Genomic DNA, 25,584 nt, shown 5'->3' on the forward strand with positions numbered 1-25,584 from the left:
GTCCGAAGGCGACTGGACGATGCGCGCCTACCGCGAGCACGCGGTCGAGACGATCCGCAAACAGGTCGGCAAGGGCAAGGTGATCTGCGCGCTGTCGGGCGGCGTTGATTCCTCGGTCGCGGCCTTGCTGATCCATGAGGCGGTCGGCGACCAGCTCACCTGCATCCTTGTCGACCACGGTCTGATGCGCAAGGACGAGGCATCAGGCGTGGTGGAGATGTTTCGCCAGCATTACAATCTGCCGCTGATCCTGGTCGACGCTTCGGACCGTTTCATCGGCGCGCTCGAGGGCGAGTCGGACCCCGAGAAGAAGCGCAAGACCATCGGGCGGCTGTTCATCGAAGTGTTCGAGGAGGAGGCCGAGAAGCTCGGCGGCGCCGATTTCCTGGCACAAGGCACCCTCTATCCCGACGTCATCGAAAGCGTCTCTTTCAGCGGCGGCCCGTCGGTGACCATCAAGTCGCATCACAATGTCGGTGGCTTGCCCGAACGCATGAACATGCAGCTGGTCGAGCCGCTGCGCGAATTGTTCAAGGACGAGGTGAGGGCGCTCGGCAAGGAGCTCGGCCTGCCCGACAGCTTCATTGGCCGGCATCCGTTCCCCGGTCCCGGTCTCGCCATCCGCTGTCCGGGCGGCATCACCCGCGAAAAGCTGGAGATCCTGCGCGAGGCCGACGCCATCTATCTCGACGAGATCCGCAAGGCCGGCCTCTACGACGCCATCTGGCAGGCCTTCGCCGTGCTGCTGCCGGTGCAGACCGTCGGCGTGATGGGCGACGGCCGCACCTACGAGTTCGTCTGCGCGCTGCGCGCCGTCACCTCGGTCGACGGCATGACGGCCGACTTCTACCATTACGACATGGCATTCCTGGGAGCAGCCGCCACCCGCATCATCAACGAGGTACGCGGCATCAACCGCGTGGTCTACGACGTGACGAGCAAGCCGCCAGGCACCATCGAGTGGGAGTGACGAGGAGTACTGCGGAGTAGAAGAGGATAGACCAGCATGTTTAAGGCGATGTTGGCTCGGCGATAATAGTCAATAGTCCCAGCCCCCGGCCACCCGGCGACGGCATAGACGAAGCATCTGGCCGATCGGCGAATGTCTGGAACGAACGTCCCACAGAGAAGGGTGGAGCAGCCTAGCCTTGCTGGGTTTGACAACCGGGGTCCGCGGCAACTGCCACCGGCGAGGCGTTGCATCTGCCGGCCACGTATCCTTTCGCTGGGTTCATCCGTCTTAGCTGTTCATGGGCACGGTCATCCTTGACATCGCCCTCCTGGACGAATTGGAGCGTGACAAATGAACAGCAAGCAGAGCCTAGCGAACAAGATACACTACGAAACGCTCGCGGAGGCTTTTCGCAGCGGTCGAGAATCGCCACAGGAAGCATCCGAGTGGTCCGTTTTGACGGCAGAACCGGGCGGCGTCGATTACGTCGAGACGACCCTCGGCGACACGACCGCGCTGTGGGTTCAGCCAAAACTGGCGGCCAAGGATCGGGTCATGCTCTACGCGCACGGCGGTGGTTATGTTGGCGGATCGATCTGGACCCATCGCAAGATGGTCGGACACCTTGCTAAGGCGATCGGCTGTTACGCTCTGCTCGCTACGTACGACTACGTTTTCCAGAGCAAGTTTCCGCGCCAGATCGAGCAGACCCTGACCGCGTTCGAATGGCTGCTCGAGCAGGGTGTCGCGCCGAAGCACACCATAGCTGCAGGCGATTCCGCTGGCGCGGGCCTGATCCTCGCGGCCTCGATTAAGCGCCGCGACGCCGGACGTCCGCTGCCGGCGGCGATCCTCAGTATCTCCGGCTGGCATGATATGTCCGCGAGCGGACTCTCCTACGAAGCGAACCGTGAGAAGGACGCCTTCTTCCAGAAGGCCAGCGTGGACATGCTCGCGTCGCAAGTCCTCGGTGAGGTCGATATCCGACATCCCTTGGCCAGCCCGATCTTTGCCGATCTCAAGGGCCTGCCGCCGATCTATTTGCAGGCGGGCGAAGAGGAAACCCTGCTCGACGACAGCCGAGCGCTCGCCGAGCGTGCAAAGGCCGCCGGCGTCGAGGTGCGCTTAGACGTATTTCCGGGGATGCTGCACTCGTTCCAGATGATGGCCGGCCGCGCTCCCGAAGCCGACGACGCGATCGCGCGGTTGGCACAATGGGTTCGCCCCAAGCTTGGTCTGGCCGCAACCGCGGCAATACGCGCTGAAGGTCAGGAGGTCGCATGACTGGCAAATTGAAACCAAGATGTGGCAGCTGAAGGACATGCCCGAGCGACCGACCGGCCTGTTCGATGCGCGATATCGCGCCTTCCTCGAGACGGTGTCAGGCGTCCGCGCCCAACTGCATCGCTACTGCGCCCGCATGACGGGCTCACGCCTCGACGGTGAGGATCTCGTGCAGGAGACGCTGTTCGAGGCCTACACGAAGATTGAGACCCTCGACGATGCCCGCCGGCTGAAGCCCTGGCTGTTTCGCATCGCTCACAATCGCTGCATCGACTTTCTGAGGCGACGCGATGTGCGCGAGCGCGCGGAGCACGCCTATTCGGACGACGTCGGCGTTGTCTCTGCAGAGCCGGCAGCGACCGATGCACGCCGCGCCATCGAACGGCTGGTTGGCCGCTTGCCGCCCAAGGAGCGCGCCTGCATCCTCCTGAAGGACGTGTTCGACTATTCGCTGGAAGAGACCGCAGAACTCGTGGACTCGACGGTTGGGGGCGTCAAATCCGCGCTCTCCCGCGGACGGGCGAAGCTCGCCGACTTGCCCCCTGAACCTGCCGGTGAACCGAACCGTCCGCTTGATCCCGACACCGCGCGGCTCTTGCAGCGCTATGTTGACCTCTTCAACCGCCATGACTGGGATGGCGTGCGGAGCCTCACCAGCGCCGATGCTCGGTTGCGGGTCGCCGACTGCTTCGACGGCCTGCTCAGAAGTTCTCCCTATTTCGTCGAATACGAGCGAAACCCGGAGACGTGGACCATGGAGTTGGGGGCGATCGACGGACAGCCTGTCCTGATCGTGCTCTTCCAGCGAGGCGACCGGTGGCAGGTCGCGTGGCCGGTTCGTGTCCATGTCGCCGGTCGCGTCATCGATCGCATCGAAGATTATTATGCCTGCCCATGGATGTTGGAAAACGCCGCGGAATCCGACCTGAAACTCATGACTGGGCCAGCCGTTTTGGGAAGAGCATAAGGCGACGATTTCTCACTTCTGGCCTGGCGGAGCTCCGCCGGCGGCCGGGCAACGGGCAATTTGAGTTCCGGAATTTTGGCGTCGGCGGCGACTTGGCCTACAACGCGCTGCAGCGGTTGCCGGATGTGCTCGCCTGTCGTCCCGACAAGGTCATCGTCTGGGTCGGCGGGAATGATGTTCTCACGCTCGTGTCACGCAAAGTGCGGCGGTTCTTTACGTTTTGGAAGCGTCTGCCCCGCACGCCTTCGCCCGATTGGTTCCACGAGAATCTGGCCGAGATAGCACGCAGGCTGAAGCGCGAGACGGCGGCGGACATCGGCCTTTGCTCGCTCCCTCCGATAGGAGAAGCGCCGGATTCGGACGACCCGTTCCAGAGCGAGTTCAACCGGCGGATCAAGGAATATTCTGCGATCGTGGCGGCCATCGCGCACGAGGAACGCTGCGGCTATGTCCCGCTCCATGAGGCGCTCACCGAGGCGGTTCGCGCCTCGCCCTGGCCGGGCCTACACGGCGTTCAACTTTCTTCCATTCTATCGCGATGCTTTTCGCGTACTGGTGCTGCGGCAGCGTCCGGATGATGTCGCCCGCGTAAATGGCTGGCTATTTCACACCGACGGCGTGCACTTGAACAGCCGGGCAGGGCTGATCGTGGCGGATCGCCTACAGAAATTCGTTCAGGCCTGAACCCTGAGCGGCAAGGCTGTATCCGATTTGCGCACCTATCTGAATGTCTTATCGCGCAGGCTGGCGGCCGGTTTATCGACCTAGCAACATCGCCACGCGCGATGCCAAAAGTTTAACGACGAACCCTAGAGGATAACCCCGGTGGCTCGGCACGTCGTCAGGAATGACATCGCTGTCCGACTTGAACTTAGTGCAAATCCGCAGCTGCAGTGGCGGGAGTTCTCCGTGAAACCGCGCTCTGTATGCCGAGACCCAATGCGGACCTCTATCGAAGTTCATTAACATCGCTGAATTGCAGCACATGGCGATGACCCTATTCGTGGCTGAAGTTTCCTTAAGCTTGTAACCCCTCAGCAATTCGGCCCCCTTGGAGCACTCGATGCGGTCCTTTCGATAGAGGATGTATGCGGTGCCGCCATCGGGATCGCGTATGGCGCCAGCACCTGGCAAAGCTTCGATCTGATCAGCTCCCTTCCGGCAGTCGTCGCAGTAGCAGGCACTGCTCACGATCGGCCTGCCAAAGGCTTTGAGTTCGACGCCACCGCAAGAGCAAGTTGCGGTCATGATAGGTGAGTGCGTCATCTGCTGGTGATCATCATGCGATTGCCCTCGCTGTCCCGAAATTCCGCGATCGTGCGCCCCGGTTGCCATGGCGCGGGGCGCGGTTCTGCTATGATCTCGGCGCCTCGCGATTTGAGTCTCTGAACGGTGACTTCGATTTCGTTGTCAACCAGCACGAGGACGGGCCCCTCAGATGGTGTTTCGTCCTTGCGCCTTAGGAAGTGGAGGGTGGTTTCGGCACCTGGAAATCCGAGTTCGATCCATCGCCACCCATCATTGCCCATTGGCTGATCGGCGACGACGCGGCAGTTCAGGTGATCGATGCAGAACGCCTTGGCGCGTTCCTGGTCGAACACCGGAAGCTCCGCGAACTGGATGTGCATTGTCGATCTCTCCCCATTGCATCTCGGTCCAAATCAAACTAGACGGTCCAGTACCATGAGTCAATCGGCAGCGGACACGCCAGGAGCATGACCACGACGCGTTCAGCAGGTGTTTCAGAAGAACTCGAACCGCACGGCCGGTCGGCGAAAAAGCGGCGGGCCATCCTCGAGGCGGCGACAGAAGTGTTTCTGCAAAAGGGCTATCTGGCCACCAATATGGACGAGATCGCGGCGCTTGCGGCGGTGTCGAAACAGACCGTCTACAAGAATTTTCCGAACAAGGAGATGCTGTTCGTGGAGATCGTGAGCAGCGTGACCAATCGAGCCAGCGATAGGGTCCACAGTAAAATGCCCGAACTCGCCGAGGGCGAAGATATTGCCGATTATCTTCAGCGCTATGCGTACCGACAGCTTACCACTGTACTCACGCCGCGCGTCATGCAGCTGCGCCGTCTGGTGATCGGCGAGGTCGGCCGCTTCCCAGAACTGGCAAAGGCGCTCTTCGATGGCGGACCCGGGCGCGCAATTGCGGCGATGGCAGTGTTGTTCGAGCGCTTGGCTGATCGCGGCCTGCTTGCGATCGATGATCCGGCCGTCGCCGCTTCCCAGTTCAATTGGTTGATTATGGGCGAGCCATTGAACAGGGCCATGCTGTTGGGTGACGAGTCGATTCCGAAACCGGCGAAGCTTCGACGGCACGCCGCGGCCGGCGTACGGGTGTTCCTTGCGTCATACGGCAAGTGAGGCACGCCACGGCGACGAGCGAATGCCGGGCGCTACCGTGCGGACCGTTCGGCCGTGTTTGACGGTCCTTTTTTGGTCCCCAGTGGGTCGCGGCTTGTTGCGGCGCGGCTGTCGAAAATCGACCGATTGTTGTCGATAGTCGCCGAAACCGAGCCGATCCCGAATCGCCGAAATTCCCTTTTGAAATCAAGAGCGCAGATTTCTGACGGATCGCAGAGTCGGTTCTTTAGGGCGTGCAGAAAAGTTTGTGCTGCCGCGTCAACGCGTTACCATGGCTCAAAACGATCGAGTGGGAATGAGGGAAACGGCGATGATAGGCGGCTCTAGCGTAGAATTTCGCAGAAAATACAATGATTTGCGGGCAGGGCAGACTGCTAGCCAGGGCACATTATCAATGGAATTGACAAACCTATCAAGTCATTGAAATCGTTAAGTTTATCGGAGCGCCTGGCGCGGCTCGCAGCTTGTAGCTGATCACTCTGACGGTACTTTTGACGGTGCTTTTGTATCCGACAGAGCATTCTAAAAAGTACCGTCATTCCTTTTTAGGGTTTGACGGTACTTTTCTGTGTGTCAACGCTTTGAAATATATAACGAAAATTACCCGTAGCATGACATTTCCGCGCTGACGGTACTTTAGTTATCGACATACATAGTTTCAGCTTTGGCTGCGGTACCGATCGATGTTCCGGACCCGATCGCATATCGTCGGATGGCACCGTCGCATCACCTATCAAATGTTGTCCCGACTGCTGCCGGATCTGCGATGGAGAGAAGCGTCGACCGCATCCAGGCGGGAGCTTGGACCGCGGTAGATGCGAGCGTCTTTTTATCGTTGGGAGAAAGATGAGGTGCCGCGATCTGTGCAAGCTCGGCCGCGCGCGCCGGCCCAATATGACGAAGCGCCTGGACGACGGTCCCGGCCAAGCTGCCCGGAGCAATCAAATGCTTATCCGCCCGCGTGGTCGTTGCCACCGTGCGCGGCGATGAACATGGCGACGGCCGACCGGCAATAGGATTCGATTTCGTTGTCGTCCTCTGCTCTCGCCTCATCGAAGTGTGCGATAATCAGGAGATCGGATCCTTTGAAAAGCGCGGCAAACAAGCGGGCGGACCGGAGAGGATCGGGCACGTTCAGAACCGCCTTCGCGTGCAACTGACGCAACAGGGCCTCGATTTGGGCGATGACATGGGCGGGGCCGGCTTCGTATTGGAGCTTGCTTAACGACTTTTGATTCGTCTTGTCGGCCATGATCATGGCTTCGACACTGCGGACGTCCGAGCTCAACAGCGTGCGAAGCAAGGATGATCCCACCGCCATGAGCTGATCTTCGGCCGAACCGTCGACGCCTTCAAAAAGGGCCTGTGGTGCAAACTGATGGCAGCGGGCCGCGATGGCCGCGCTGAACAGCGCCTCCTTGTTCTCGAAGTGCCGATAGATGCTGAGCTTGGATATCTTCGCCCGCTGGGCGACCTTGTCTAATGTCGTCGCTTGAAAACCCAATTCCACAAAGAGTTCGCACGCGGCGTCGACTATCGTTTGGCCAAGCGCCTCGTTGGCGGGCCGGCCGCGCCGGCCCTGGCTGTTTTCGGTCACGACAATTCCAGTACTTGACAGTATCCTAATTCTTGCATTACGATACCATGTAGTATCTGAAATGTGCAAGCCAATGGATAGGTTTCAACCTGTCCTCCAAATCAAGTTTCCCCGGGCCGCCCGGCGATATCGAATGCGGCATTGTCCGGCCGGTCAACACAGTGATGGGCGACTTTCTCGTCGATGCCGAAGCCCTGCTCGCTGCCCGTCTCGAGCGCGTATCGCTGGACGATATTTCGCGCCAGGCCCGGCCCAACCCCCTCCATCCACAACACGGAGCTTATCACCATGGATGACGTCATCATCATCGGCGGCAGCTTTGCCGGTCTCGCCGGCGCCCTGCAGCTCGGCCGTGCCCGCCGCAAGGTCACCGTTCTCGATACCGGCCTGCCGCGCAATCGCTTCGCCGGCCACTCGCATGGCCTGCTCGGTCACGATCACAAGCCACCGCTGGACATCCTGGCCGAGGCGCGGCAGCAGCTGGCGCGTTATCCCACGATCAGGCTGGTCAGTGCCCGGGCCGACAGCGTCTCCGGCGCCATCGACGATTTCTCCGTCCTCATTGGCGATGGCGAAAGCCTTGGGGCGCGGCGCCTGATCCTGAGCTATGGCGTCGCCGACCAGATGCCTGATGTTCCGGGCTTTGCCGAAAGCTGGGGCACGTCCATCGTACCCTGCCCCTATTGCGACGGCTTTGAAGTCGCCGGCCAGCATTGGGGCCTCGTCTGGTCCGGCCCGCAGTCGCATACTTATGTCAGGCTGTACCACGATTGGACCGACACGTTGACGCTCTTCGCCGATGGTCACGACATTCCACCCGATATCCGGGCCGATCTGGCGCGCCGCAACATACCTGTCGTCGATGGCCGGATCACCGAGATCGCCCATCACGGGGGCCATATCGCCACCGTCAATCTCGATACCGGCCGCAATGTCGCGGTCGACATCCTGTTCGCCCATCCGCGCAACAAGCCGTCCGCAAGCCTGCATGAATCACTGGGCCTCGCCACGGTCGATACGTCCCTCGGCATCGTCCTCAAGGTGGACGAGCGCCGCGAAACTAGCATTCCCGGCATCTACGCCGCCGGCGACCTCGCCAACCCCCTCATGGCCTCGGTCACCACGGCATCATCGCACGGCGCGATGGCGGGCATCTTCTCCCAGCAGTCGATGCTGGTTTGAGAGCACAGATTCCCTTCTCCGGTTGCCGCGGGCTATCATATTCTGAAGGTTGCGGGCCGGTGCCACGGAACGCGGGCCCCCTCTCCCCTGAGGGGCGTCTTTGGCCGGTCAGCCGTCTCGAAGGGGCAGTTGAGCAAAACGATTCCTAGGCTCAGGCCGGTCCGCAAACGGTCCCAAAAGACCCACAGGCTATTCAACCTCCCCCGGCCCCCTCCCGGGAAGAAGTTCAGCAAGTGAGGGCGCGACATTGCACCTTGAACCGTGCTGTCGCGCCCTCGGAGGGAGTGGGTCTTGAGGTGTCCAGTTTATACTGCCGGGAGTGTCCAGTTTGCACTGCCAGCGGTATCCAGTTCACCTACAAACGGAGAGGGATGGCGCTTGGATGACGCTGCCGCGGCGGGTCGCGTTGTGGCGCGCGCTGTGCTATGAAAGTTAGTGACGGTACTTTCTTCGTTCGCTGTGAAACCCACCTGAGTTGCCCAAAGTGGGTCCGGAAAGGCGATCGACTTCGATAGATGCCGAAACCGCACAAAAAATTTTCGTGCTATTTTTCCCTTTGAAATCAAGACTGTAACGTTTTGACGGCCCATGGGTCGGCTTCTTGCGCGGCAACGAATAAAAAACCTAGCTATATCAATGGTCTAACTAGATTTAGAACAATCGAGTGGGAGTAGGGGGCGTACGGTAGAGTAGGTTGGAGTACTGTCGGATATATTCGGAAATTGTTGGTCAACGATAGGAGGCGATAGTTCGCGGGCGATTCTGCAAGAACAAGCAGCCGTTTTGCAGGTCGGCGATAGACCTTCGATTATGTGTAGAGATGCTCAAAGGGATCGATACACCGCGCCGTTCACAGCACATGCTTTGGATTGGGATTGGAGCGCCGATCCAATTCCTCGGACAATAGACATCATGTTCCGTGGATTTGTATCATGGTCTAAGCCCCGGGGCGGGACCAACGAGACGAGCGCACGGCCGCCGAGCACAGCGGGGACGGCGCCGTAGCTGAATACGTTCTCGTGCCTCGCATAGTTTCAGAGTGCTCCCGCAATGCGTGGATCGTGCGCATGCCGTGCGGCAGATCCCTGTAGACTTAAGCGTGCCATGCTTCAGCAGCTTAGCCGACAGCGGACCCGAGTTGGCGAACGGAACAATTTGGTCGTCCTGCTACGCGACGAAGCGGACCACGCCACCATCCACCCGCAAAGCCGCGCCGGTGGTCGCCGAAGCCTGCTCCGAGCATGTGTAGATGATCATGTTGGCCACCTCATCGGTGGTCGCGAAACGGTGGATGAGGCTCGTCGGACGCATCGCCTGCAGGAAGCCCTGCTCGGCTTCGTGCTGCGTGATTCCATTTGCGTCAGCCTGTTTCGCCATGAAGTTGCCCAGGATCTCAGAGCGGGTAGGTCCCGGCAGGACGGCGTTGACGGTGACGCCCGTGCCCGCGACCGCCTCGGCAAGCCCGCGTGAGACCGCGAGTTGAGCGGTCTTGGTCATGCCATAGTCGAGCATTTCCTTAGGGATGTTGACTGCGGATTCGCTACTTATGAACACGACGCGGCCCCAGCCTTTCGCCACCATCCGCGGCAGGTAATGACGGCTCGCGCGCACGCCACTCATTACGTTCAACTGGAAGAGGTCAAGCCAGTCCTCATCGGGGATATTTGCGATATCCTCGACGCCGTTGTAGCTCCGGATGTGTGCTGTACCGACGTTGTTCACAAGGATATCGGCGTCTGGCGCATGCGCGATCAAGGCCTTTGCCCCCTCCGCTGTCGCAAGATCAGCGGCGATACCCGAGATGTCGCTGCCGGGGAAGGCCTGCCGCATCTGCCGCACCGCCTCATCGACCCGAGCGTTTCCACGGCCGTTGACGACGACCGATGCACCGGCACGCGCCAACCCCTCCGCCGTCGCGCGGCCGATACCGGCGGTGGATCCGGTAACAATGGCCTTGCGGCCTTTGAGTTCGATATTCATCTCATTCATCTCCAAAATTAAATAGGAAGCGCAATCAATCCACTGTCGTCTTCGCTGTTTCCGCCTCCGCTGCGTGGGCGAGGCTTTCGACCCAGTCTTGGTGATACCGGTAGAGTGCGCCGGGATGTTTGCGCCCGAGCTCATCGAGGAAGAAGGGGCCCTGCTGCGTTTCCTCGGTCAGCACATGGCAGCCATGGTCCGTAGGCGTGATGACCCAGCCATGGTATGCGCTTGAGCCGGTCTCGTCGCCATCAACTGTCGTCGCCCATGCGAGCCTGCGAAGGGGCTCGCATTCCGTCACGACCAGACTCATCGGAAATCCAACCGTCACACGGCTGTATCGCGTTCCGAGCGCCAGTTCCGGCTCCCCCGTCAGGATCTTGACCTGATCCTCGGCGGGAAAGTAGCTCGACCAATTCTCGGCTTCGACGAGCAGCTTCCAGACCGCTTCAGGCGGCGCCTTCACGTCAATGTCGTTGAGTGCGTAGATGGCCGACGTTTTCGGATCATATCGCTGGGGCCAGGTCACATGGTCGTACATCGATTACTGCTCCTTCTTGAACAAATCCTGGAAGATGAGCTGGCCCCAAGTGCGGCCGCGTGCGTGCACCAGCGCGCCACCCTCGTTGAGCTTTCCCAGCTTGACGGGTGCGAACCCGAGTTGTTTGGCCAAGGCCGCCACGGGAGCGATCGCGTCCTCGTCGTCGCTCGACAGAAAGACGACCCGGTGCCCGCCCTCGACGATCGGATCGGCAGCCAGGGTTGCCGCAACCAGGTGATTGAAACCTTTCACGAATTTGGCGCCGGTGAACGTCTTCGCGACGAAGGCGGAGGACGGGAGACCGTCCAGCTCTTCAGGCACTGGAAACACGTTCGTCGCGTCGATGACCGTCTTGCCTTTCCAACTCGGCAGGGCTTTCGCAACCTCGCGATGCTCCTCGAACGGGACCGCCAAGATAATTGTGTCGGCCTCAAGTGCATCCCGCAGCGACTTGGCGACGACCGTGGGTCCAATCGCCCGAGCCTGCGGCGCCAACGCCTCGGGCGGCCGGCGGCTCGCGACGGCCACGTCGATGTTTTTACGGGCGAAGGCGTGGGCGAGGGCCTGGCCTATCTTACCGAATCCTACAATTGCGTAGCTCATAATGCTTCTCCGATCGGTGTTCGTATTGATTTCCCCGGCCTTCAACGGCGCTGGGTTATTCGTTCCGCTGTGTGGCGACCTTTGCGTGGTCGTTCCACCATGGACACGCTAGTTCCCGCCGGTCAGCCGCTTCCCGCGATCCGGCGCGATTTCAGATGGCCGAGAAGCCGCCATCGACAGACAACTCCACCCCATTCACGAAGCTCGAATCGTCGGAAGCAAGAAACAGCGCGGCCGTCGCAATTTCCTCAGGACGCCCCATCTTTCCCCGCGGGATCAGGGATTCGAACATCTGCTTCGCCTCCTCGGTGAGAACTTGGTCCTGCATCGGTGTGGCGATCGGCCCCGGGTGCAGCACGTTCACCCGGATATTCCTGCCCTTGAGTTCGTTGAGCCACCCGCGTGCGAATGCGTGCAGCGCCGCCTTGCTCGCCGCATACACGCTGTAACCAGGAAAACCTTTCACCGAAGCAACTGACCCGGTCATGAAGATCGATCCGCCATCGTTGAACAGCGGCAACGCCTTCTGAACCGTAAACAGCGTGCCGCGCGTATTCAGGCCGAAGGCCGCATCGAAGTGCTGCTCGGTAATCTCGCCCAGTGGGACGGCTTCGCCCGTGCCGGCGCTCGCGTACAGGACGTCGATCCTGCCCTTTTCCCGCTTGACTGTATCGAACAGGCGGTCGAGGTCGTCGAGATTGGCCGCGTCGCCGCGCACGCCGGTCACGTTCCGGCCGATCAGCTTGACGGCCTCGTCCAGCGCCTCCTGTCTCCGGCCCGTGATGAAAACATAGGCGCCTTCTTCAACGAACCGCTTGGCGCTCGCCAGCGCCATGCCGCTCGATCCACCCGTGATGACTGCAACCTTACCCTCAAGTTTTCCCATGACTTCTCCTTTCGTGGTGTCGGGACGGCATCTGCCTCCGAGAACCTCGAAATGGGTCCGCCAGCGTCAGTTGTTGAGTGCGGAAGCGCGCACATCGGTGGTGCGAAATTGATCCGGCTGGACGACTGACGCCAGCCGCGACGATCGGCGTTCGCCGTTCGGAATTGAGCCGCGCTCGTCGACATAGGCTATAATGACCGCCCGTACTGCTGTTCGATGTGTTAGATACGGGCTTTGGAAGGCGCACCGCGCGGTGCCGGATTGCACCATGATCGACTGGGATGACGTTCGCTACTTTCTTGCCGTCGCGCGCGGAGGCTCGGTGCGGGCCGCCGCCGAGCGCCTCGGTGTGAACCACTCGACCGTGCTGCGACGTGTCGCCCAGCTCGAGGAACGCCTCGGGGTGCAGATGTTCGAAAAGCTGCCTTCGGGCTACCGCCTGACGGCTGCGGGCGAGGAGGTCCTCGAGTTCGCGGACCAGATGGAAGTGTCGTCGCACCTGCTGGAGACGCGCGTCTTCGGGCGCGACCAAAGCGTGCGCGGGCTTCTGCGGGTGACGCTGGCACCGCCCCTCGCGACACACCTGCTCATGCCGGACTTCGCCGATTTCGCGCGTCTGCATCCGGACATCGAGATGGAAATCTTGTCGTCCGGCGAGCTGGCAAATCTGACCAACCGAGAGGCCGACGTCGCGATCCGCGTCGTCTACGACCGCAAAACCCTGCCGCTCAATCTTCACGGCCTGAAGGGACCGGAGCTGTTCGGCGGCGTCTACATGTCTCGCGATCGACTAGCCGCATGGCGTGCGGGTGCGCCTGATCCCATCCGGTGGATCGTCATAAGCATTCATGGCATCCCGAACTGGGCCCGCGAGGGTGAGGTTCGTACCACGGGGGTTCCCTTCAGGACCACGGACGGCGAGGCGCAGATCGTTGCAGTACGGCAAGGGCTCGGGATGACGACACTGCCGTGCTTCGTCGGAGATGCCGACCCCCTACTGGTGAGGGTGCCGGGCACCGACCTGCACATGTACGGAACGCTCTGGCTTCTCACACAGGGGGAGACACGCAAGACGAAGCGCGTGCGGCTCTTCACGGAGTTCGTATCCCGCAGGCTCGCCGCGTACGCGCCGCTTCTCGCGGGGCTGTCCATATCGCGCGACTGACGCCTGGCAGGTCACCGATGGCGCTGTCTCGAGCGTACCGCTGTAGAAGGGCCATTCTCGGCGTCGAAAACAATTGCTCTTTGAAGACTGTGGCGCGTACAGCTATTTCGAAATCCATGATTGGTATGAGAAGCTTTGCCCGAGCACCGCGCCGCACGAATGATGACGCGGAGCGCAACCAAATTGGGGAGGATTCAAATATTGGTATGCGATGTTTGATTGTCACGGCTCATCCACTCAATCCAAGCCTTTGCCAAACGCTTTCGAACGCAGCTATCGACACCCTGATGGATGCGAAGCACCAGTGCCGACATGTTGATCTGTATCGATCTGGCTTCTTCCCGGCTCTTACACCGGCGGAGCGCGCGAGCTACTATTCCGGATTCGAGACTACAGAGGTAGCTAAAGAGATTGAGGATCTTCTCTGGGCCGAGACTATCGTCTTGATTTTTCCCACGTGGTGGTTCGGACCTCCAGCTATATTGAAGGGCTGGTTCGACAGGGTATGGGTGCCTGGTATTGCATACGATCACGCAGCCGATCTTGGTGCCATACAACCGCGACTTCGCCAGTTAAGGAAGGTGGTTGCAATAACCACTTTGGGCTCACCTTGGTGGGTCGATTGGCTGATCCTCAGGCGGCCAGTGCGGCGTGTTCTCAAGACAGCTATTCTGAATACCTGTGCTCCTCAAGCCTCGCTTACGTTCCTTTCATTTTACAAGGTTGAAAGTCTGCCTAGGCAAGGTGTCGATGCTGCGATAAATCGCATTAGATCAATGCTACAGCATCTATAGCTAAGCCCCGTCACAATGCTCCTTTTCTTTGAAGGGCGCAGGTAGAGCAATGCCCGTGGGGACAGCGCGGCTCGTGACCGCTGCCCTTATCGGTATGTACGCGCATACGCGCCGAAAGCGTCACCATCGGTAGATGGCAGCACCGCGGATATCTACCGTCACGACATGGCATTCCTGGGCGCCGCCGCCACCGGCATCATTAACGAGGTGCGCGGCATCAACCGCGTCGACTATGACGTGACGAGCAAACCGCCAGGCACCATCGAGTGGGAATGAGCTCAAATTCGGTCCGACGGACGTTAGGGTGTCGGGTGGGTTGTGATCAGGCGGGAACGTACGTCACTCTGATCGCGTCCTCGCCAACCCGGTCGCTGGCCACGAGACGCAGCGGTGGCCGGGGGCCGGCGAAGAATGGCTTGCCGCGACCAAGCACGATGGGACGCAAGTAGAGCCGGTACTCATCGATAAGGCCCAGCTCGGTCAGACTACCCGCCAGCTCCGGTCCGGCCACTTCGATCTCGCCCTCGTGTGCGGCTTTAAGCGCCCTAACGAACCCTTTGAGATCGTCGTCCACCAGCGTGGCGTTCGGCCCGACCGACTTCAGGGTGCGAGAGACGACCCATTTCGGCTGCGCCCGCCAGGCCGCCGCAAAGTCGCGCCCGACCTGGTCCTGTCCCGGCTGATCCTCGTCCCAATAGCGCATTACCTCGTACATGCGCCGGCCGTAGAGGCTGCCGGCGATCCCGCGCACATGGGCGTTGAAGTGGCGATGGAGCGCCTCGCCCGGCATCGGCAGCCCGGGCCCGCCCTCGGCGCCAGCGACATAGCCGTCGAGCGACTGCATCATTCCGAACACAAGCTTCGCCATGCACGGGCTCCTATCGATCGACGACGATCCGAAGGGATCGCATTCATTTATACCTCGCCCTCACTTCGTCGGTTCGTTGGCTGCACACATTCTCTGACGTGTTCACGTTGGCCGGTAAATCTGCGCCACCGCGCCCCCCGGGAAGGCTTTCGAGCTCACCAGCTTGAGAGACATCGGCGCGGCGAGTTCGGAGAACAGCGGCAGGCCTTTGCCCAGCGCCACGGGGGCCACCATCAGGGCGAGCTGGTCGACCAGTCCTTGGGCGACGAGACTGCGGGCGAAGCTCACTCCGCCGTGGGCGATGATCGGCTTGCCCTCTTGGGCTTTCAACTTCGCGACTTCCTCCGCCAAGTCACCGCTCGCCACATAGGCCTCCGCCCAACTTTCACCACCGGGCTGCAACTTCGCCGGCTGTCCGGTTCCCGCGTTGACGGCGCGAGCCTCATCGAGCGCCGCCGACTTGCTCACCTCCCTCAGGATCTCCGGTCCCCGTCGTGAGAAGACGGCCTTGGGGATCTGGTTCATCGGCGCCGCGAACTGCTCGCAGGAGGTCGGCCACCAGGCGGCCATGTCACGGAAGCTGCGGCTGCCCATGATGTGCAGGCTCGAGTTCCATATGAACTCTACGCCCCAGGCCTTCCCCTCTTGATCGGCGCCGAACATCCATGTGTTTCGGCCATCCAGGTCACTCACGAAGCCGTCGATCGATATGGACATCTTCAAGATCAGGTCTCTCATCGCTTCTTCCTTGCGCTGGTGAGACCCAAGGACGGGCCAGATCGGTCAGTTCCGACAATTCGTTGCGGGATAGTCGGACAACGCTTGCGTGCCGCCGAGGAAGGGATACCGAGCTTCCTTGCCTAGTCGGCGAGGGTGTCGTTGATGCCGCGCCAAATTCTGGTTCAGCGCCGTTTGTCAAAGCAGCGCACCTGAAGGTTGCGGCTGAGGCAACTGCCGTCCGCCAGGTGGCGAGAGGCATGTGAGACGAAGCCGGTGCACGCCGACTGATTTGATTCCCAAAACCGGATACGGGCCTTTCCGTAACGGCGTCAATCAGCTTGTCGATTTTTCTCGGCCGGGTTCTCCTTCCGTGGCGCCGAGGCGGGTAAGCAGATTGAGCGTGATCCTGCCGACGTCGTTCATGGCGCCTGCGGCCGGCAGCGCGCCGCACCAGGCAACCGAGCTTGCGGAAAAGATCAAGCCGCCTGCTGCGAGCTTTCGCAGGGTCATTTCGGCGCAGCGGCGGGCGATGCGTTGCCTATCCCCGCCCTCATACCAGCGCGTCGGATCCTGGAAGAAGCTGTCGGGAAATCCCGTCGCCCGCGCGATCACGACGGTGTCAGCGGAAGTGCCGAGGGCTGGATCCGTCGCATCCACTTCGTAGCCCGCGGCACCGCCCAGCACGATGCCGTCGGTGCCGAAGGTCGCATTTTCAACGCCTTCGAACAGCCATGCGCATCCTGCTTCATGGCTTTCCTCAGTGCGCGTGAAGGGGCGTGCGCCATCGAAACCCATCAGTGAGATCGCGCCACCGATCAGCGTGAATTCGCCTCGGCCGCGGCAACGGAGATAGCCGCCTGGTTCGTTGGTGATCGACAGCGCCTGTTCGGCGACCGGGCCGTCCCAGGTTCGGCCGGCCTCCAGCGGCGAGCGCCGCAACTCCATCAGATCGTCCTTGAAAGCCACAGTGGCAGCAAAGCCGTTTCCGCCGAGATAGGCGATGCTGCCGCCTTCGGCCACAAACTGCCGCAGCGCCTGCTCCATCTCGATCGACATATATTCGGGATGACTGCCGGTGACGACGGCTTGATGTCGACGCAAACCGTCTATGCCGCATTCGTGCAAATCGTGATCGGTCATGACGTCAAACACGATTCCATTGTCGTGGCAGAATCGGAGGAAGTGCAGATCGACCGGCAAATTGTGTGGGCAGCCGCAGAGCGGATAATCGTAATCGTCCCTGAGCGTCACTTTCGGCTTTTTGTAGGAGCAGATGGAAACACCGCTAAGGTCGGAATGGTAGTCGTAAAGGGATTTCAGATTGTTGGAGATCGCGAAGCGATGTCCCCGGTCGTCGCCTTTCCATTCATAAAGATGATCCGGGAGATATTCGTCCGCATAAGCGAGATAGGTGGCCGTCGGCACGAGATACAACAGCGGCGACGAAACCTGTGAAGAGGTGACGAAGAACACCACGCGTTCGTAGCCACCCTCCCATTCGACCTGGAACGCGTAGACGCCTGGGTGTGCGTTTTCGGGGATCGTCGCGCGGTGCGAGACCGGCCACTCAAGCGGGCCGATGTCGTCGTCGTGGCAATGGATAGCGTCGTAGTGCGACGGCACCAAGCGAGGCTCGAAGCTCGATCCGTCCCAGCGTGCCGAAGTCACGCAGAAGGCTGGCTGATTGATCACGTCGAGGAGCAACGGATCTGCTCCGCCCGACGACAGGATCGGCTGCGTTGGTAACAGCGTCGGGAAATCCCAGGCAATGGTCCCCTGTGGGGTGTCGAGCCGGATCGCAGCAAATTTCGCGTTGAGGGTAGGTTCGTGGTTGGTGGCACTTGCGCCGAAATGGATGTCGTGCGCCTGGAGGGTCCGCTCAGGGCTGGCAAAACCTTCGTGGAGTTCGTAAGGCGCGAGACGGTCATGGGATTTGATGCGCAGGCGCAACTGCTCCTGCCGCAGGTCCAACTCGACAGTGAGCCACACACCAGTTGGCGCCTTCTTCTCGACAGGGGTTTCGCCGCCGATTTCCACGACAAATGCGCCGTCGCGGAGGCGCAGCCCGAGGGCGCCTGCCTCCAGGATCGTGCGCGCACCTTCGTTGCGCGTGAGGAACAGCTCAAAACGTATGCCGTGGACGGCTTGTACTTTGGCCAGTTCGCCGGCTCGCACGAACAGGAACGACCCTTGGTCGAAATGCCGACGCCGTGCTTCACCTACCGTTTCGATGGGCCAGGCGAGAAATTCCGGAGCCGGCTTGTCGAGCCGGCAAATTCGTGTGGCCTTTATCGGCCGATCGCATGACAGGCTGAGCTTGATCCGCTGGCCTGCTTTGGCACTCCAGGGGGTGGTATAGCCAACCACGCTCATCGCGTCGTGGTCTACTGCGCGCTTCATCTATCCCTCCCGATGAACTCCAGATGGGCTGGGGCGAACCGTCCGGTCCGGTGTCGGCCAATGCGCTGCCGCTCTGACAAGCAAAGTTCCGCATGGCGCACTACAGCCATGATGTACATGCTTGTATAGATAAGCTGCATTCGGATAGTCTCGACGCGATCGGTCCAAGCGCGACATTACCAAGGAGGATGACATGCGCAACGCATCTCTCTTCGATCTGTCAGGCAGGAAGGCGCTTGTAACCGGCGCAAGCCGTGGCATCGGGCGCAGCATCGCCGAGGCGCTCAGCGCGGCCGGCGCCGACGTCGCGGTCACGGCGCGCAGCGTGGCCTCGCTCGAGAAGACGATGGCCGCCATCCGCACCGCCGGCGGGGTCGCGCATGCCATCGCCCTGGATGTCACCGATGTCGACCGCTGCCGGGCGGCGACAGCCGAGGCCGGCAGCCTGCTCGGAGGTCTCGATATTCTCGTCAACAATGCAGGGGTGGAAGAGGTCCGGCCTTCACTCGATGTCGACGAGGCCTTGTGGGACCGGATTGTCGATACGAATCTCAAAGGCGCCTTCTTCTGCGCCCAAGCCGCCGCGCGGCAGATGAGAGACGCCGGACGGCCCGGCGTCATTATCAATCTCTGCTCGCTGACCTCCGAGGTTGGGGTTCCCACGGCGGTGCCGTACGGCTCGTCGAAATCAGGCCTCCTCGGCATGACGCGGGCGCTTGCAGCGGAGTGGGCCGATCTCGGGATCCGGGTCAACGCCATTGCGCCTGGCTATTTCAGGACAGCGATGACAGACGTGTTCTACAGCAACGAGGCATGGCAGCAATCGATGCTCGCCAAGATTCCGCAGCGCCGTTTTGGTGATCTCTCGGACCTGCACGGAATCGCGGTGTTCCTCGCTTCGGATGCGGCAGCCTACATAACCGGCCAGTCCATTCCCGTGGATGGAGGCTTTCTCGCATCGATTTGAAGGCTTCAGGGGCCGGAGACGTGTCCCAGAAGTGATCGACAAGCGCTAATCGTAATTGCGTTCTAAGAAAAGGAGCCGCCATGTCTGACGTCAGCTTCCACCGCCTGTCATCCCTCAGTGTCGATCAGCGGGCCAGTTTACTGAAACGCGCCGAAGGAGATCTGTCTTCCTTCATCGAAAAGGTCCGTCCAATCATCCAGGCCGTCAAGGATGAAGGTGACGCGGCATTGCTCCGGTTTGCACGCGAACTCGACAAAGCCGATGTTGCCGACGGTGGACTGAAAGTTTCGGAAGCGGAGTTCGACGCGGCATTCGACAAGGTCGAGAAGGATGTCGTGGAGAGTATCCGGTTCGGCATCGAGAACATAATGCATTTCCACGAGGAGCAGCGCCCGGAAACGATGTGGCTCAAGGAAGTTCGGCCAGGCGCCTATGCGGGCGACCGATACACACCGATTGCTTCCGTTGCGCTTTATGTTCCGCGCGGCAAAGGCGCCTTTCCCTCGGTGACGATGATGACCTCGGTTCCGGCGGTGATTGCCGGGGTTCCCCAGATCGCGATCGTGACGCCTGCGACTTCGGATGGTTCCGTCGACGCCGCGACGCTGGTTGCTGCCCGCCTCGCCGGCGTGGAGACCGTGTACAAGTGCGGCGGCGCCCATGCGGTCGCCGCCGTCGCCTATGGAACCGAGACCGTGAAGCCTGCCGTCAAGATCGTCGGGCCGGGGAGCCCGTGGGTGGTGGCGGCAAAGAGCGTGTTGTCCCCGATCATCAACACAGGCCTCCCTGCTGGTCCGTCCGAAGCGATCATTTTTGCCGATCACAGCGTCGACGGCGGCCTGGCTGCTCTTGACCTGTTGATCGAGGCCGAGCACGGGCCGGATTCCTCGGCCTACCTGGTGACGCACAGCCGCAAGGTCGCCGAAGCCGCGTTGATTGCGATACCGGAACACTGGTCCCGGATGAGCGAACAGCGTGTGGAGTTCTCACGCGCGGTGCTGACTGGGAAGCGCGGCGGCATCGTGCTGACCGAGTCGCTGGAGGACAGCTACCGCTTCATCAACGACTATGCGCCGGAGCACCTCGAGATTCTGTCAACGGAGCCATTTGCGCATCTCGGACGTATCACGGAAGCTGCCGAGATCCTCATGGGTCCGCATACGCCGGTGACCCTCGCCAACTTCGTCCTGGGACCCAATGCGGTGCTGCCGACCAGCCGGTGGGCGCGAACCTTTGGACCGCTTTCCGTGACGGATTTCGTCAAGAGATCGTCGGTCGGCTATGTGACCTCGGCGGCCTATCCGGAACTCGCCCTGCATGCCCGCAGGCTCGCCCGCTACGAAGGATTCAGCTCGCATGAGAACGCGGTTTCGGAGATCCGCGATCGCTATCTCGCCGGCTGAGCGGAAACGATGACGATGAGGGCGGCGCGACTCTATGGACCCGGCGACTTGCGCGTCGAGGATATCGCCGCGCCAGGCGCTCCCGAGCCAGGCTGGGTGAAGCTGAGGGTCGATGCCGCAGGCATTTGCGGTTCCGATCTCCACAACTTCCGCACGGGCCAATGGATAAGCCGGTCGCCTTCGACGGCTGGCCATGAGCTGACAGGCACGGTGATCGCCATCGGCGAGGGCGTGGACACCGTCGGTGTTGGCGACCGCGTGGTCGCCGATTCCCGTTTCTGGTGTGGAGAATGCGCGCAATGCCATGCAGGCAGGCGGCATCTTTGCACGTCGCTGGGCTTTGTCGGCGAGATATGCGACGGCGGATTTGCCGAACAGGCGGTCCTGCCCGCGCGCCTGCTGCACATCGTCGATGCCGTGCTTGACGAACGGGTCGCGGCGATGGCCGAGCCGCTGGCTGTAGCGTTGCACGCAGTGCGGCGTCTGCCGAAAACGGCCGGCTCCGTTCTTGTCGTCGGCTGCGGGACTATCGGCGGGCTTGCCGCACTGCTGCTTTCCCGGACATTCGCAGGTACCGTGCTCGTCGCCGATCGCAACCCTGGCCGCTGCGCCCGCGTGGCGCGTGTGACCGGCGCCAGCATCGTCGATTTGAACCGGGACGCCATTGCCGCCGCCACCGCGGATGCCCCCTTGCTCGCTGCCGTCGAAGCAACCGGCAGCGTCGCAGCACTCGGCCAGTTGCTCGGCGTTCTCGATGCCGGCGGCACCGTTGCGATGGTCGGCATATTCCATGGCCGCCTCGATATCGATCCCAACATCCTGGTTGAACGCGAAATAGCATTGCTGGGATGCCACGCCTTTGCCGATGAGCTTCCCGACGCCATTCGGATGCTCGGCGAATTGACCGAGCCCATGGTCGAACTGATCGACCGCGAGATCTGCCTGGATGATGTTCCCGCAGCCTATGAGCGGCTGTTGGCGGGGCAGGGCGACGGCTTGAAAACAATCATCCGGATGCGGTCTGCCGGGCGCGTGTGATTTCCGAACCTTGCCGGAGAGGATTTTTGAAATGATAACTTTGCCCGACACCGCCAGCCCTCTTTACGAGAAGGTCAAGGACTACATCCTGACGAACATCGGAACGGGGCGATGGAGCAAGGACCGCAAGCTGCCGTCCGAAAATGAATTCGTGGCGACACTCGGCGTGTCTCGGATGACGGTCCATCGTGCCTTGCGGGAGTTGACCTCTGCGGGTTTTCTGATCCGGCTCCAGGGCGTCGGCACATTCATCGCGCCACCTCGACCGCAATCCGCACTGATCGAGATCAACAACATCGCGGCGGAAATTGTCGCGCGGGGAAACAGGCATCGCTCGGAGGTTATCGTGCTCGAAAAGATCATGCCGACAAAGGAGCTCGCGCTTTCGTTCGAGTTTGCAAAGCGCGTGTCGGTCTATCATTCCATCGTCGTTAACTTCGAGAACGACCTGCCTGTGCAACTGGAAGAGCGCTTCGTCAACCCGGGCCTGATACCCGACTATGACAAGCAGGATTTTTCCAGGACAGCGACCTACGACTATCTCATGCAGAAAACCCCGGTGACGGAGGTCGAGCACATCATCTCGGCGACCCCTGCCGATGCCGAGACGGCGCGGTATCTGGGCATCGACGTCGGCAGCTGCTGCCTGTTTCTGCATCGCCGGACATGGACGGGCGCCGTCGTTGCCACGATCAGCAAGCTGACTTACGTTGGCAGCCGCTACTCGCTTGGCAGTCGATATTCTCCATCCAAAAAAACCTGATCGCAGTGAAGCGAATCAGAGTCGGAAGGAGGGGGCTAACTTGTATATGCATGTATGTATTTAGCCTTGACATCCGCTGTTGCTGACGTTGAAGTGTCGTCGCAATTTCGTTGAACGGACAGCTAAGATGCCGAGGCACGGTGCCGCAAGAGCAGAAGCCCGCATTCTCACCAGGCCGGATGTTTGGTTCAAAAAAGCGGCCTGATCATCAAGGGGAACAAGATGATGCGTAACCTAGCAGGACAATTTCGGGCACTCGTTATGGCTGCTGCCGTCGGGTTTGCCCCGGCGGTCTACGCGGCCGACACGACAATTCCGGCGACGCCTGAGGCAGGAACATTCAAGATCGGCATCGAGCCATGGCTTGGCTACGGCCAGTGGCACGTCGCCGAAGCCAAGGGTCTGTTCAAGGCAAGCGGGCTGTCCGACGTACAGATCGTGAACTTCGCCGAGGACAAGGACATCAACGCCGCCCTGGCGAGCGGCCAGCTCGATGCCGCCAACATCGCGACCCACACGGCTATGGGCATGGTAGCGGCCGGCCTGCCGGTGAAGATCGTGCTTCTGCTCGACGTCAGCATGACGGCGGACGCCATGATCGCCGGCAAGGACATCGCCTCCGTCGCCGACCTCAAGGGCAAACAGGTCGCTTTTGAGGAAGGCACGACGAGCGACATCCTGCTCAAATACGCGCTCGCCAAGAATGGCATGTCCATCGCCGATGTCCAGCCGGTTCCAATGCCGGCGGCGGATGCCGGCAGCGCGTTGATCGCCGGCCAGGTCCCGGTCGCGGTTACCTATGAGCCTTATCTCACCGCGGCCAGGGCACAGAACAAGGACGTCAAGCTGCTCTTCACCGCAGGCGAAGATCCCGGCCTGATCAGTGACGTGTTCGTGGTGCGCGATGAGGTGATCAAGTCGCGTCCCGGCCAGGTGCTTGCCATGATCAAGACCTGGGATGCGGCCCTGAAGGCTTACAATGCCGACACGCCCGACGGCCGGGCGATCATCTCCAAGGCAGTCGGTTCGAGCGTCGAAGACCTCAACACCGCCTTTGATGGCGTGCGTTACTATACTCTCGCCGAAAACAAGGATGCGCTGACGGGCGAATTTTCCACCAAGACATTCGCCGATGTCGAGGCAGCCGCCAAGAACGCCGGGCTGCTTCAGGCGGACGTGACGCCGGAGCAGATGATCGACCCGTCATTCGTCAAGGCCGCGAAATGACGAGGGCCGGCTCGCGGTGGTGACGCAAATGTCCGAGCAGCGTGCGACCAAGCCGAGCCCGTCTCACGCAGCGCCGGGGCCGGTGATCAAACAGCCGATGCGCCGTCGCCCAACCGCCGGGATCGGCGCGCCCATCGCACGCTCGCGCTTCCTGATGATAGCAGTGGCGGTTTTTGCCGGCCTCGGTCTCGCCTGGTGGGCGGCAACGGGGCTGGGGCTGGTGAAGCCGATTTTCCTGCCCTCGCCGGGGAGCGTGGTGACCCAGCTCGGCAAGCTCTCGGGTGACGGCACGCTGTGGCTGGATCTCAGGACCTCGATATACCGTATTTCTGTTGGCTTCCTCATCGCCTCGGCATTGGCGATTCCGATTGGCGTGCTGATCGGCAGCTTCAGGACCTGGGAAGCGGCGATCGAGCCGCTTGTGGATTTTATCCGTTACATGCCGGTGGTCGCTTTCGTGCCCCTCTCCATCCTGTGGTCGGGGACCGGCGATGCCCAGAAGTTCCTGATCATCTTCATCGGCACCTTCTTCCAGCAGGTGCTGATGATCATGGACAATGTGAAGCGGGTTCCCGCTGATTTCATTGGCCTTGGCAGGACGCTCGGGCTGCCGGATCGCAGGATCTTGACCCGCATCGTGGTTCCCAGCGCCTTGCCAGGCATCTGGGACACGTTGCGCATCAGTCTCGGCTGGGCATGGACCTGGCTGGTGTTGGCGGAACTTGTCGCAGCGACATCAGGGCTCGGCTACCGCATCACCGTGTCCCAGCGTTATTTCCAGACAAACACCATCATCGGCTACATCCTGCTGCTGGGCGTGCTTGGCCTCATTACCGACCAGGTCATGAAGGCACTGGGAAAAGTGCTGTTCCGGCAGGAGGGCCACGTGCAATGAGGCCGGGCCGATGAGTTTGCCCAAACTGCGGATCGAGGGTCTCCACAAGAGCTTCGGCACGGGCGCGCGGCGCACGGAAGTGCTGCGCGATATCAACCTCGATCTTGCCGACAACGAGTTCGTCTCGCTGGTGGGCACGTCGGGTTGCGGCAAGAGCACGCTGCTGTCGATCGTTGCCGGACTGCAGGATTTCGACGCGGGAGATATTGCCATCGATGGCGCGCCGATCCTGCAGCCGGGCCTCGACCGCGGCGTCGTCTTCCAGTCCTACACCCTGCTTCCCTGGCTGACGGCGCAGCAGAATATCGAGTTCGCCCTCAAGGCCGCGGGTCATGATCGCGCGACCTGCCGTAGGATAGCACGCGAGCATCTCGATCTGGTCAAGCTCCCGCACAGCGCCAATCGTTATCCGTCTGAGCTTTCGGGCGGCATGAAGCAACGGGTGGCCATAGCGCGTGCTCTTTCCTATCGACCCAAAATGCTTCTGATGGACGAGCCCTTTGGCGCGCTCGATGCCCTGACCAGGCATCAGATGCAGGAACTCCTGACGCAGATCTGGGAGGAGCACAGGCTCACCGTGCTCTTCGTCACCCATGATGTGGAAGAAGCCGTCTACCTGTCGGACCGCATCGTCGTGATGGGGATCGGCCCGGGACGCATCATGCAGACCTTCAATGTCGACATCGAGCGCCCGCGCCGGGAAGAGGTCATGGAAACCCCGGCCTTCATGGATTTGCAGCGCAGCGTACACAAGGCGATCCGCGAGGCTTCAAAACGTCCCGAAATGGTTTAGGCGGGCCACTCAATTACTTACAATCGGCGACCAGCGTTGCGCCCAATCTCGATATCGCGCCATCGCGATTCCTGACCAGGGGAGCCGCGATCGGCGGCTTTCTCCTCAACCTCGAAAAAAATTTGCAGGACAATGTCGATTTCCTAAACTCCGTTCGTCGTTTCGATGCCGGCCGGTGAGTCCGGCT

25 protein-coding genes and 4 pseudogenes are annotated in these 25,584 nt (G+C 61.1%); 16 read left to right on the forward strand and 13 right to left on the reverse strand.

Annotated elements, in window-relative coordinates; genetic code table 11:
* Positions 1 to 10 precede the first annotated feature (10 nt).
* The 4 genes and pseudogenes from guaA to NKI70_RS00380 form a co-directional block, all read left to right on the forward strand.
* Positions 11 to 970 (forward strand): annotated as a pseudogene (gene guaA / locus NKI70_RS00365) (glutamine-hydrolyzing GMP synthase); the annotation flags it as partial.
* A gap of 333 nt (positions 971 to 1,303) precedes the next feature.
* Positions 1,304 to 2,236: an alpha/beta hydrolase gene (locus tag NKI70_RS00370; protein WP_352569210.1), complete on the forward strand. Its 933-nt coding sequence runs from the start codon at positions 1,304 to 1,306 to the stop codon at positions 2,234 to 2,236.
* Between the two features lie 19 nt (positions 2,237 to 2,255).
* Positions 2,256 to 3,203 carry a sigma-70 family RNA polymerase sigma factor gene (locus NKI70_RS00375; protein WP_352569211.1) on the forward strand — a complete coding sequence of 316 codons (948 nt, stop codon included), beginning with the start codon at positions 2,256 to 2,258 and terminating at the stop codon, positions 3,201 to 3,203.
* Positions 3,131 to 3,781, forward strand: a complete 651-nt coding sequence (locus NKI70_RS00380) for an SGNH/GDSL hydrolase family protein (protein ID WP_352634590.1) — start codon at positions 3,131 to 3,133, stop codon at positions 3,779 to 3,781. The genes NKI70_RS00375 and NKI70_RS00380 overlap by 73 nt, the downstream gene beginning before the upstream one ends.
* A gap of 178 nt (positions 3,782 to 3,959) precedes the next feature.
* Here the strand turns inward: NKI70_RS00380 and NKI70_RS33940 are convergent, their stop codons facing one another.
* Together NKI70_RS33940 and NKI70_RS00385 are read right to left on the reverse strand one after the other, a co-directional pair.
* A complete protein-coding gene (locus tag NKI70_RS33940) occupies positions 3,960 to 4,538 on the reverse strand; it encodes a GFA family protein (protein WP_502897618.1) in 579 nt (192 codons plus the stop codon).
* Positions 4,466 to 4,831, reverse strand: a complete 366-nt coding sequence (locus NKI70_RS00385) for a VOC family protein (RefSeq protein WP_352569213.1) — start codon at positions 4,829 to 4,831, stop codon at positions 4,466 to 4,468. Before NKI70_RS00385 ends, NKI70_RS33940 begins: the two co-directional genes overlap by 73 nt.
* An 87-nt stretch (positions 4,832 to 4,918) precedes the next feature.
* Here NKI70_RS00385 and NKI70_RS00390 point away from each other — a divergent pair, with 87 nt between their 5' ends.
* Complete coding sequence (locus NKI70_RS00390; RefSeq protein WP_023676206.1) at positions 4,919 to 5,575, forward strand: TetR/AcrR family transcriptional regulator; 657 nt, start codon at positions 4,919 to 4,921, stop codon at positions 5,573 to 5,575.
* A 726-nt stretch (positions 5,576 to 6,301) separates the two neighbouring features.
* Here NKI70_RS00390 and NKI70_RS00395 read toward each other — a convergent pair.
* The 3 genes and pseudogenes from NKI70_RS00395 to NKI70_RS00405 all read right to left on the reverse strand — a co-directional run.
* Positions 6,302 to 6,529: pseudogene (locus tag NKI70_RS00395) on the reverse strand (hypothetical protein); the annotation flags it as partial.
* A complete protein-coding gene (locus NKI70_RS00400; RefSeq protein WP_352698029.1) occupies positions 6,525 to 7,172 on the reverse strand; it encodes a TetR/AcrR family transcriptional regulator in 648 nt (215 codons plus the stop codon). The gene NKI70_RS00400 and the pseudogene NKI70_RS00395, both read right to left, overlap by 5 nt.
* 101 nt (positions 7,173 to 7,273) lie before the next feature.
* Positions 7,274 to 7,462, reverse strand: coding sequence for a hypothetical protein (locus NKI70_RS00405; RefSeq protein WP_023676204.1), 189 nt, complete (start codon positions 7,460 to 7,462; stop codon positions 7,274 to 7,276).
* On the opposite strand from NKI70_RS00405, the gene NKI70_RS00410 reads away from it, so the two are divergent.
* Positions 7,461 to 8,354: an NAD(P)/FAD-dependent oxidoreductase gene (locus NKI70_RS00410; protein ID WP_023676203.1), complete on the forward strand. Its 894-nt coding sequence runs from the start codon at positions 7,461 to 7,463 to the stop codon at positions 8,352 to 8,354. The genes NKI70_RS00405 and NKI70_RS00410 overlap by 2 nt on opposite strands.
* A 1,051-nt stretch (positions 8,355 to 9,405) precedes the next feature.
* Here NKI70_RS00410 and NKI70_RS00415 read toward each other — a convergent pair.
* The 5 genes and pseudogenes from NKI70_RS00415 to NKI70_RS00435 form a co-directional block, all read right to left on the reverse strand.
* Positions 9,406 to 9,518, reverse strand: a pseudogene (locus NKI70_RS00415) (alpha/beta fold hydrolase); the annotation flags it as partial.
* Between the two features lie 3 nt (positions 9,519 to 9,521).
* Entirely contained in the window at positions 9,522 to 10,334 is an 813-nt protein-coding gene (locus NKI70_RS00420; protein ID WP_352569204.1) for an SDR family NAD(P)-dependent oxidoreductase, read from the reverse strand.
* 34 nt (positions 10,335 to 10,368) lie between these two features.
* Complete coding sequence (locus NKI70_RS00425; RefSeq protein WP_352698027.1) at positions 10,369 to 10,875, reverse strand: SRPBCC domain-containing protein; 507 nt, start codon at positions 10,873 to 10,875, stop codon at positions 10,369 to 10,371.
* A 3-nt stretch (positions 10,876 to 10,878) separates the two neighbouring features.
* Positions 10,879 to 11,478, reverse strand: coding sequence for an NADPH-dependent F420 reductase (locus tag NKI70_RS00430; protein ID WP_352698025.1), 600 nt, complete (start codon positions 11,476 to 11,478; stop codon positions 10,879 to 10,881).
* 151 nt (positions 11,479 to 11,629) lie between these two features.
* Positions 11,630 to 12,364 (reverse strand): SDR family NAD(P)-dependent oxidoreductase, encoded by a 735-nt coding sequence (locus tag NKI70_RS00435; protein ID WP_023676197.1) that lies wholly within the window; start codon positions 12,362 to 12,364, stop codon positions 11,630 to 11,632.
* A gap of 268 nt (positions 12,365 to 12,632) precedes the next feature.
* Here NKI70_RS00435 and NKI70_RS00440 point away from each other — a divergent pair, with 268 nt between their 5' ends.
* The 3 genes and pseudogenes from NKI70_RS00440 to NKI70_RS00450 all read left to right on the forward strand — a co-directional run.
* Positions 12,633 to 13,529 carry a LysR family transcriptional regulator gene (locus NKI70_RS00440; RefSeq protein ID WP_352698023.1) on the forward strand — a complete coding sequence of 299 codons (897 nt, stop codon included), beginning with the start codon at positions 12,633 to 12,635 and terminating at the stop codon, positions 13,527 to 13,529.
* Positions 13,530 to 13,735: 206 nt separating this feature from the next.
* A complete protein-coding gene (locus NKI70_RS00445) occupies positions 13,736 to 14,323 on the forward strand; it encodes an NAD(P)H-dependent oxidoreductase (RefSeq protein WP_352451024.1) in 588 nt (195 codons plus the stop codon).
* Positions 14,324 to 14,431: 108 nt separating this feature from the next.
* Positions 14,432 to 14,599, forward strand: a pseudogene (locus NKI70_RS00450) (GMP synthase (glutamine-hydrolyzing)); the annotation flags it as partial.
* Positions 14,600 to 14,645: 46 nt separating this feature from the next.
* Here NKI70_RS00450 and NKI70_RS00455 read toward each other — a convergent pair.
* The 3 genes from NKI70_RS00455 to NKI70_RS00465 all read right to left on the reverse strand — a co-directional run bounded on the left by NKI70_RS00455 (position 14,646) and on the right by NKI70_RS00465 (position 18,311).
* Positions 14,646 to 15,191, reverse strand: coding sequence for a dihydrofolate reductase family protein (locus NKI70_RS00455; protein ID WP_352698019.1), 546 nt, complete (start codon positions 15,189 to 15,191; stop codon positions 14,646 to 14,648).
* A 102-nt stretch (positions 15,192 to 15,293) separates the two neighbouring features.
* Entirely contained in the window at positions 15,294 to 15,929 is a 636-nt protein-coding gene (locus NKI70_RS00460) for a dihydrofolate reductase family protein (RefSeq protein ID WP_352723966.1), read from the reverse strand.
* Positions 15,930 to 16,244: 315 nt separating this feature from the next.
* On the reverse strand, positions 16,245 to 18,311 hold the full coding sequence (locus NKI70_RS00465; RefSeq protein WP_352698015.1) for a N,N-dimethylformamidase beta subunit family domain-containing protein: 2,067 nt from the start codon (positions 18,309 to 18,311) through the stop codon (positions 16,245 to 16,247).
* A 193-nt stretch (positions 18,312 to 18,504) separates the two neighbouring features.
* On the opposite strand from NKI70_RS00465, the gene NKI70_RS00470 reads away from it, so the two are divergent.
* From NKI70_RS00470 to NKI70_RS00500, 7 genes are all read left to right on the forward strand, one after another.
* Entirely contained in the window at positions 18,505 to 19,278 is a 774-nt protein-coding gene (locus tag NKI70_RS00470) for an SDR family NAD(P)-dependent oxidoreductase (RefSeq protein WP_352451001.1), read from the forward strand.
* A gap of 80 nt (positions 19,279 to 19,358) precedes the next feature.
* Positions 19,359 to 20,681 carry a histidinol dehydrogenase gene (gene hisD, locus NKI70_RS00475; protein WP_023676190.1) on the forward strand — a complete coding sequence of 441 codons (1,323 nt, stop codon included), beginning with the start codon at positions 19,359 to 19,361 and terminating at the stop codon, positions 20,679 to 20,681.
* A 15-nt stretch (positions 20,682 to 20,696) separates the two neighbouring features.
* A complete protein-coding gene (locus tag NKI70_RS00480) occupies positions 20,697 to 21,719 on the forward strand; it encodes a zinc-dependent alcohol dehydrogenase (protein WP_352698013.1) in 1,023 nt (340 codons plus the stop codon).
* 31 nt (positions 21,720 to 21,750) lie between these two features.
* The gene (gene hutC, locus NKI70_RS00485) at positions 21,751 to 22,482 is read left to right on the forward strand and encodes a histidine utilization transcriptional repressor HutC (RefSeq protein WP_023676188.1); all 732 of its coding nucleotides are present in this window, start codon (positions 21,751 to 21,753) and stop codon (positions 22,480 to 22,482) included.
* A gap of 225 nt (positions 22,483 to 22,707) precedes the next feature.
* Entirely contained in the window at positions 22,708 to 23,709 is a 1,002-nt protein-coding gene (locus NKI70_RS00490) for an ABC transporter substrate-binding protein (protein WP_023676187.1), read from the forward strand.
* A 97-nt stretch (positions 23,710 to 23,806) separates the two neighbouring features.
* A complete protein-coding gene (locus NKI70_RS00495; protein ID WP_352724300.1) occupies positions 23,807 to 24,604 on the forward strand; it encodes an ABC transporter permease in 798 nt (265 codons plus the stop codon).
* A gap of 10 nt (positions 24,605 to 24,614) precedes the next feature.
* Positions 24,615 to 25,397 (forward strand): ABC transporter ATP-binding protein, encoded by a 783-nt coding sequence (locus tag NKI70_RS00500; RefSeq protein WP_352634583.1) that lies wholly within the window; start codon positions 24,615 to 24,617, stop codon positions 25,395 to 25,397.
* Positions 25,398 to 25,584 lie beyond the last annotated feature (187 nt).

It is taken from the genome of Mesorhizobium sp. M0500, assembly GCF_040321165.1.
Taxonomy (GTDB): domain Bacteria; phylum Pseudomonadota; class Alphaproteobacteria; order Rhizobiales; family Rhizobiaceae; genus Mesorhizobium.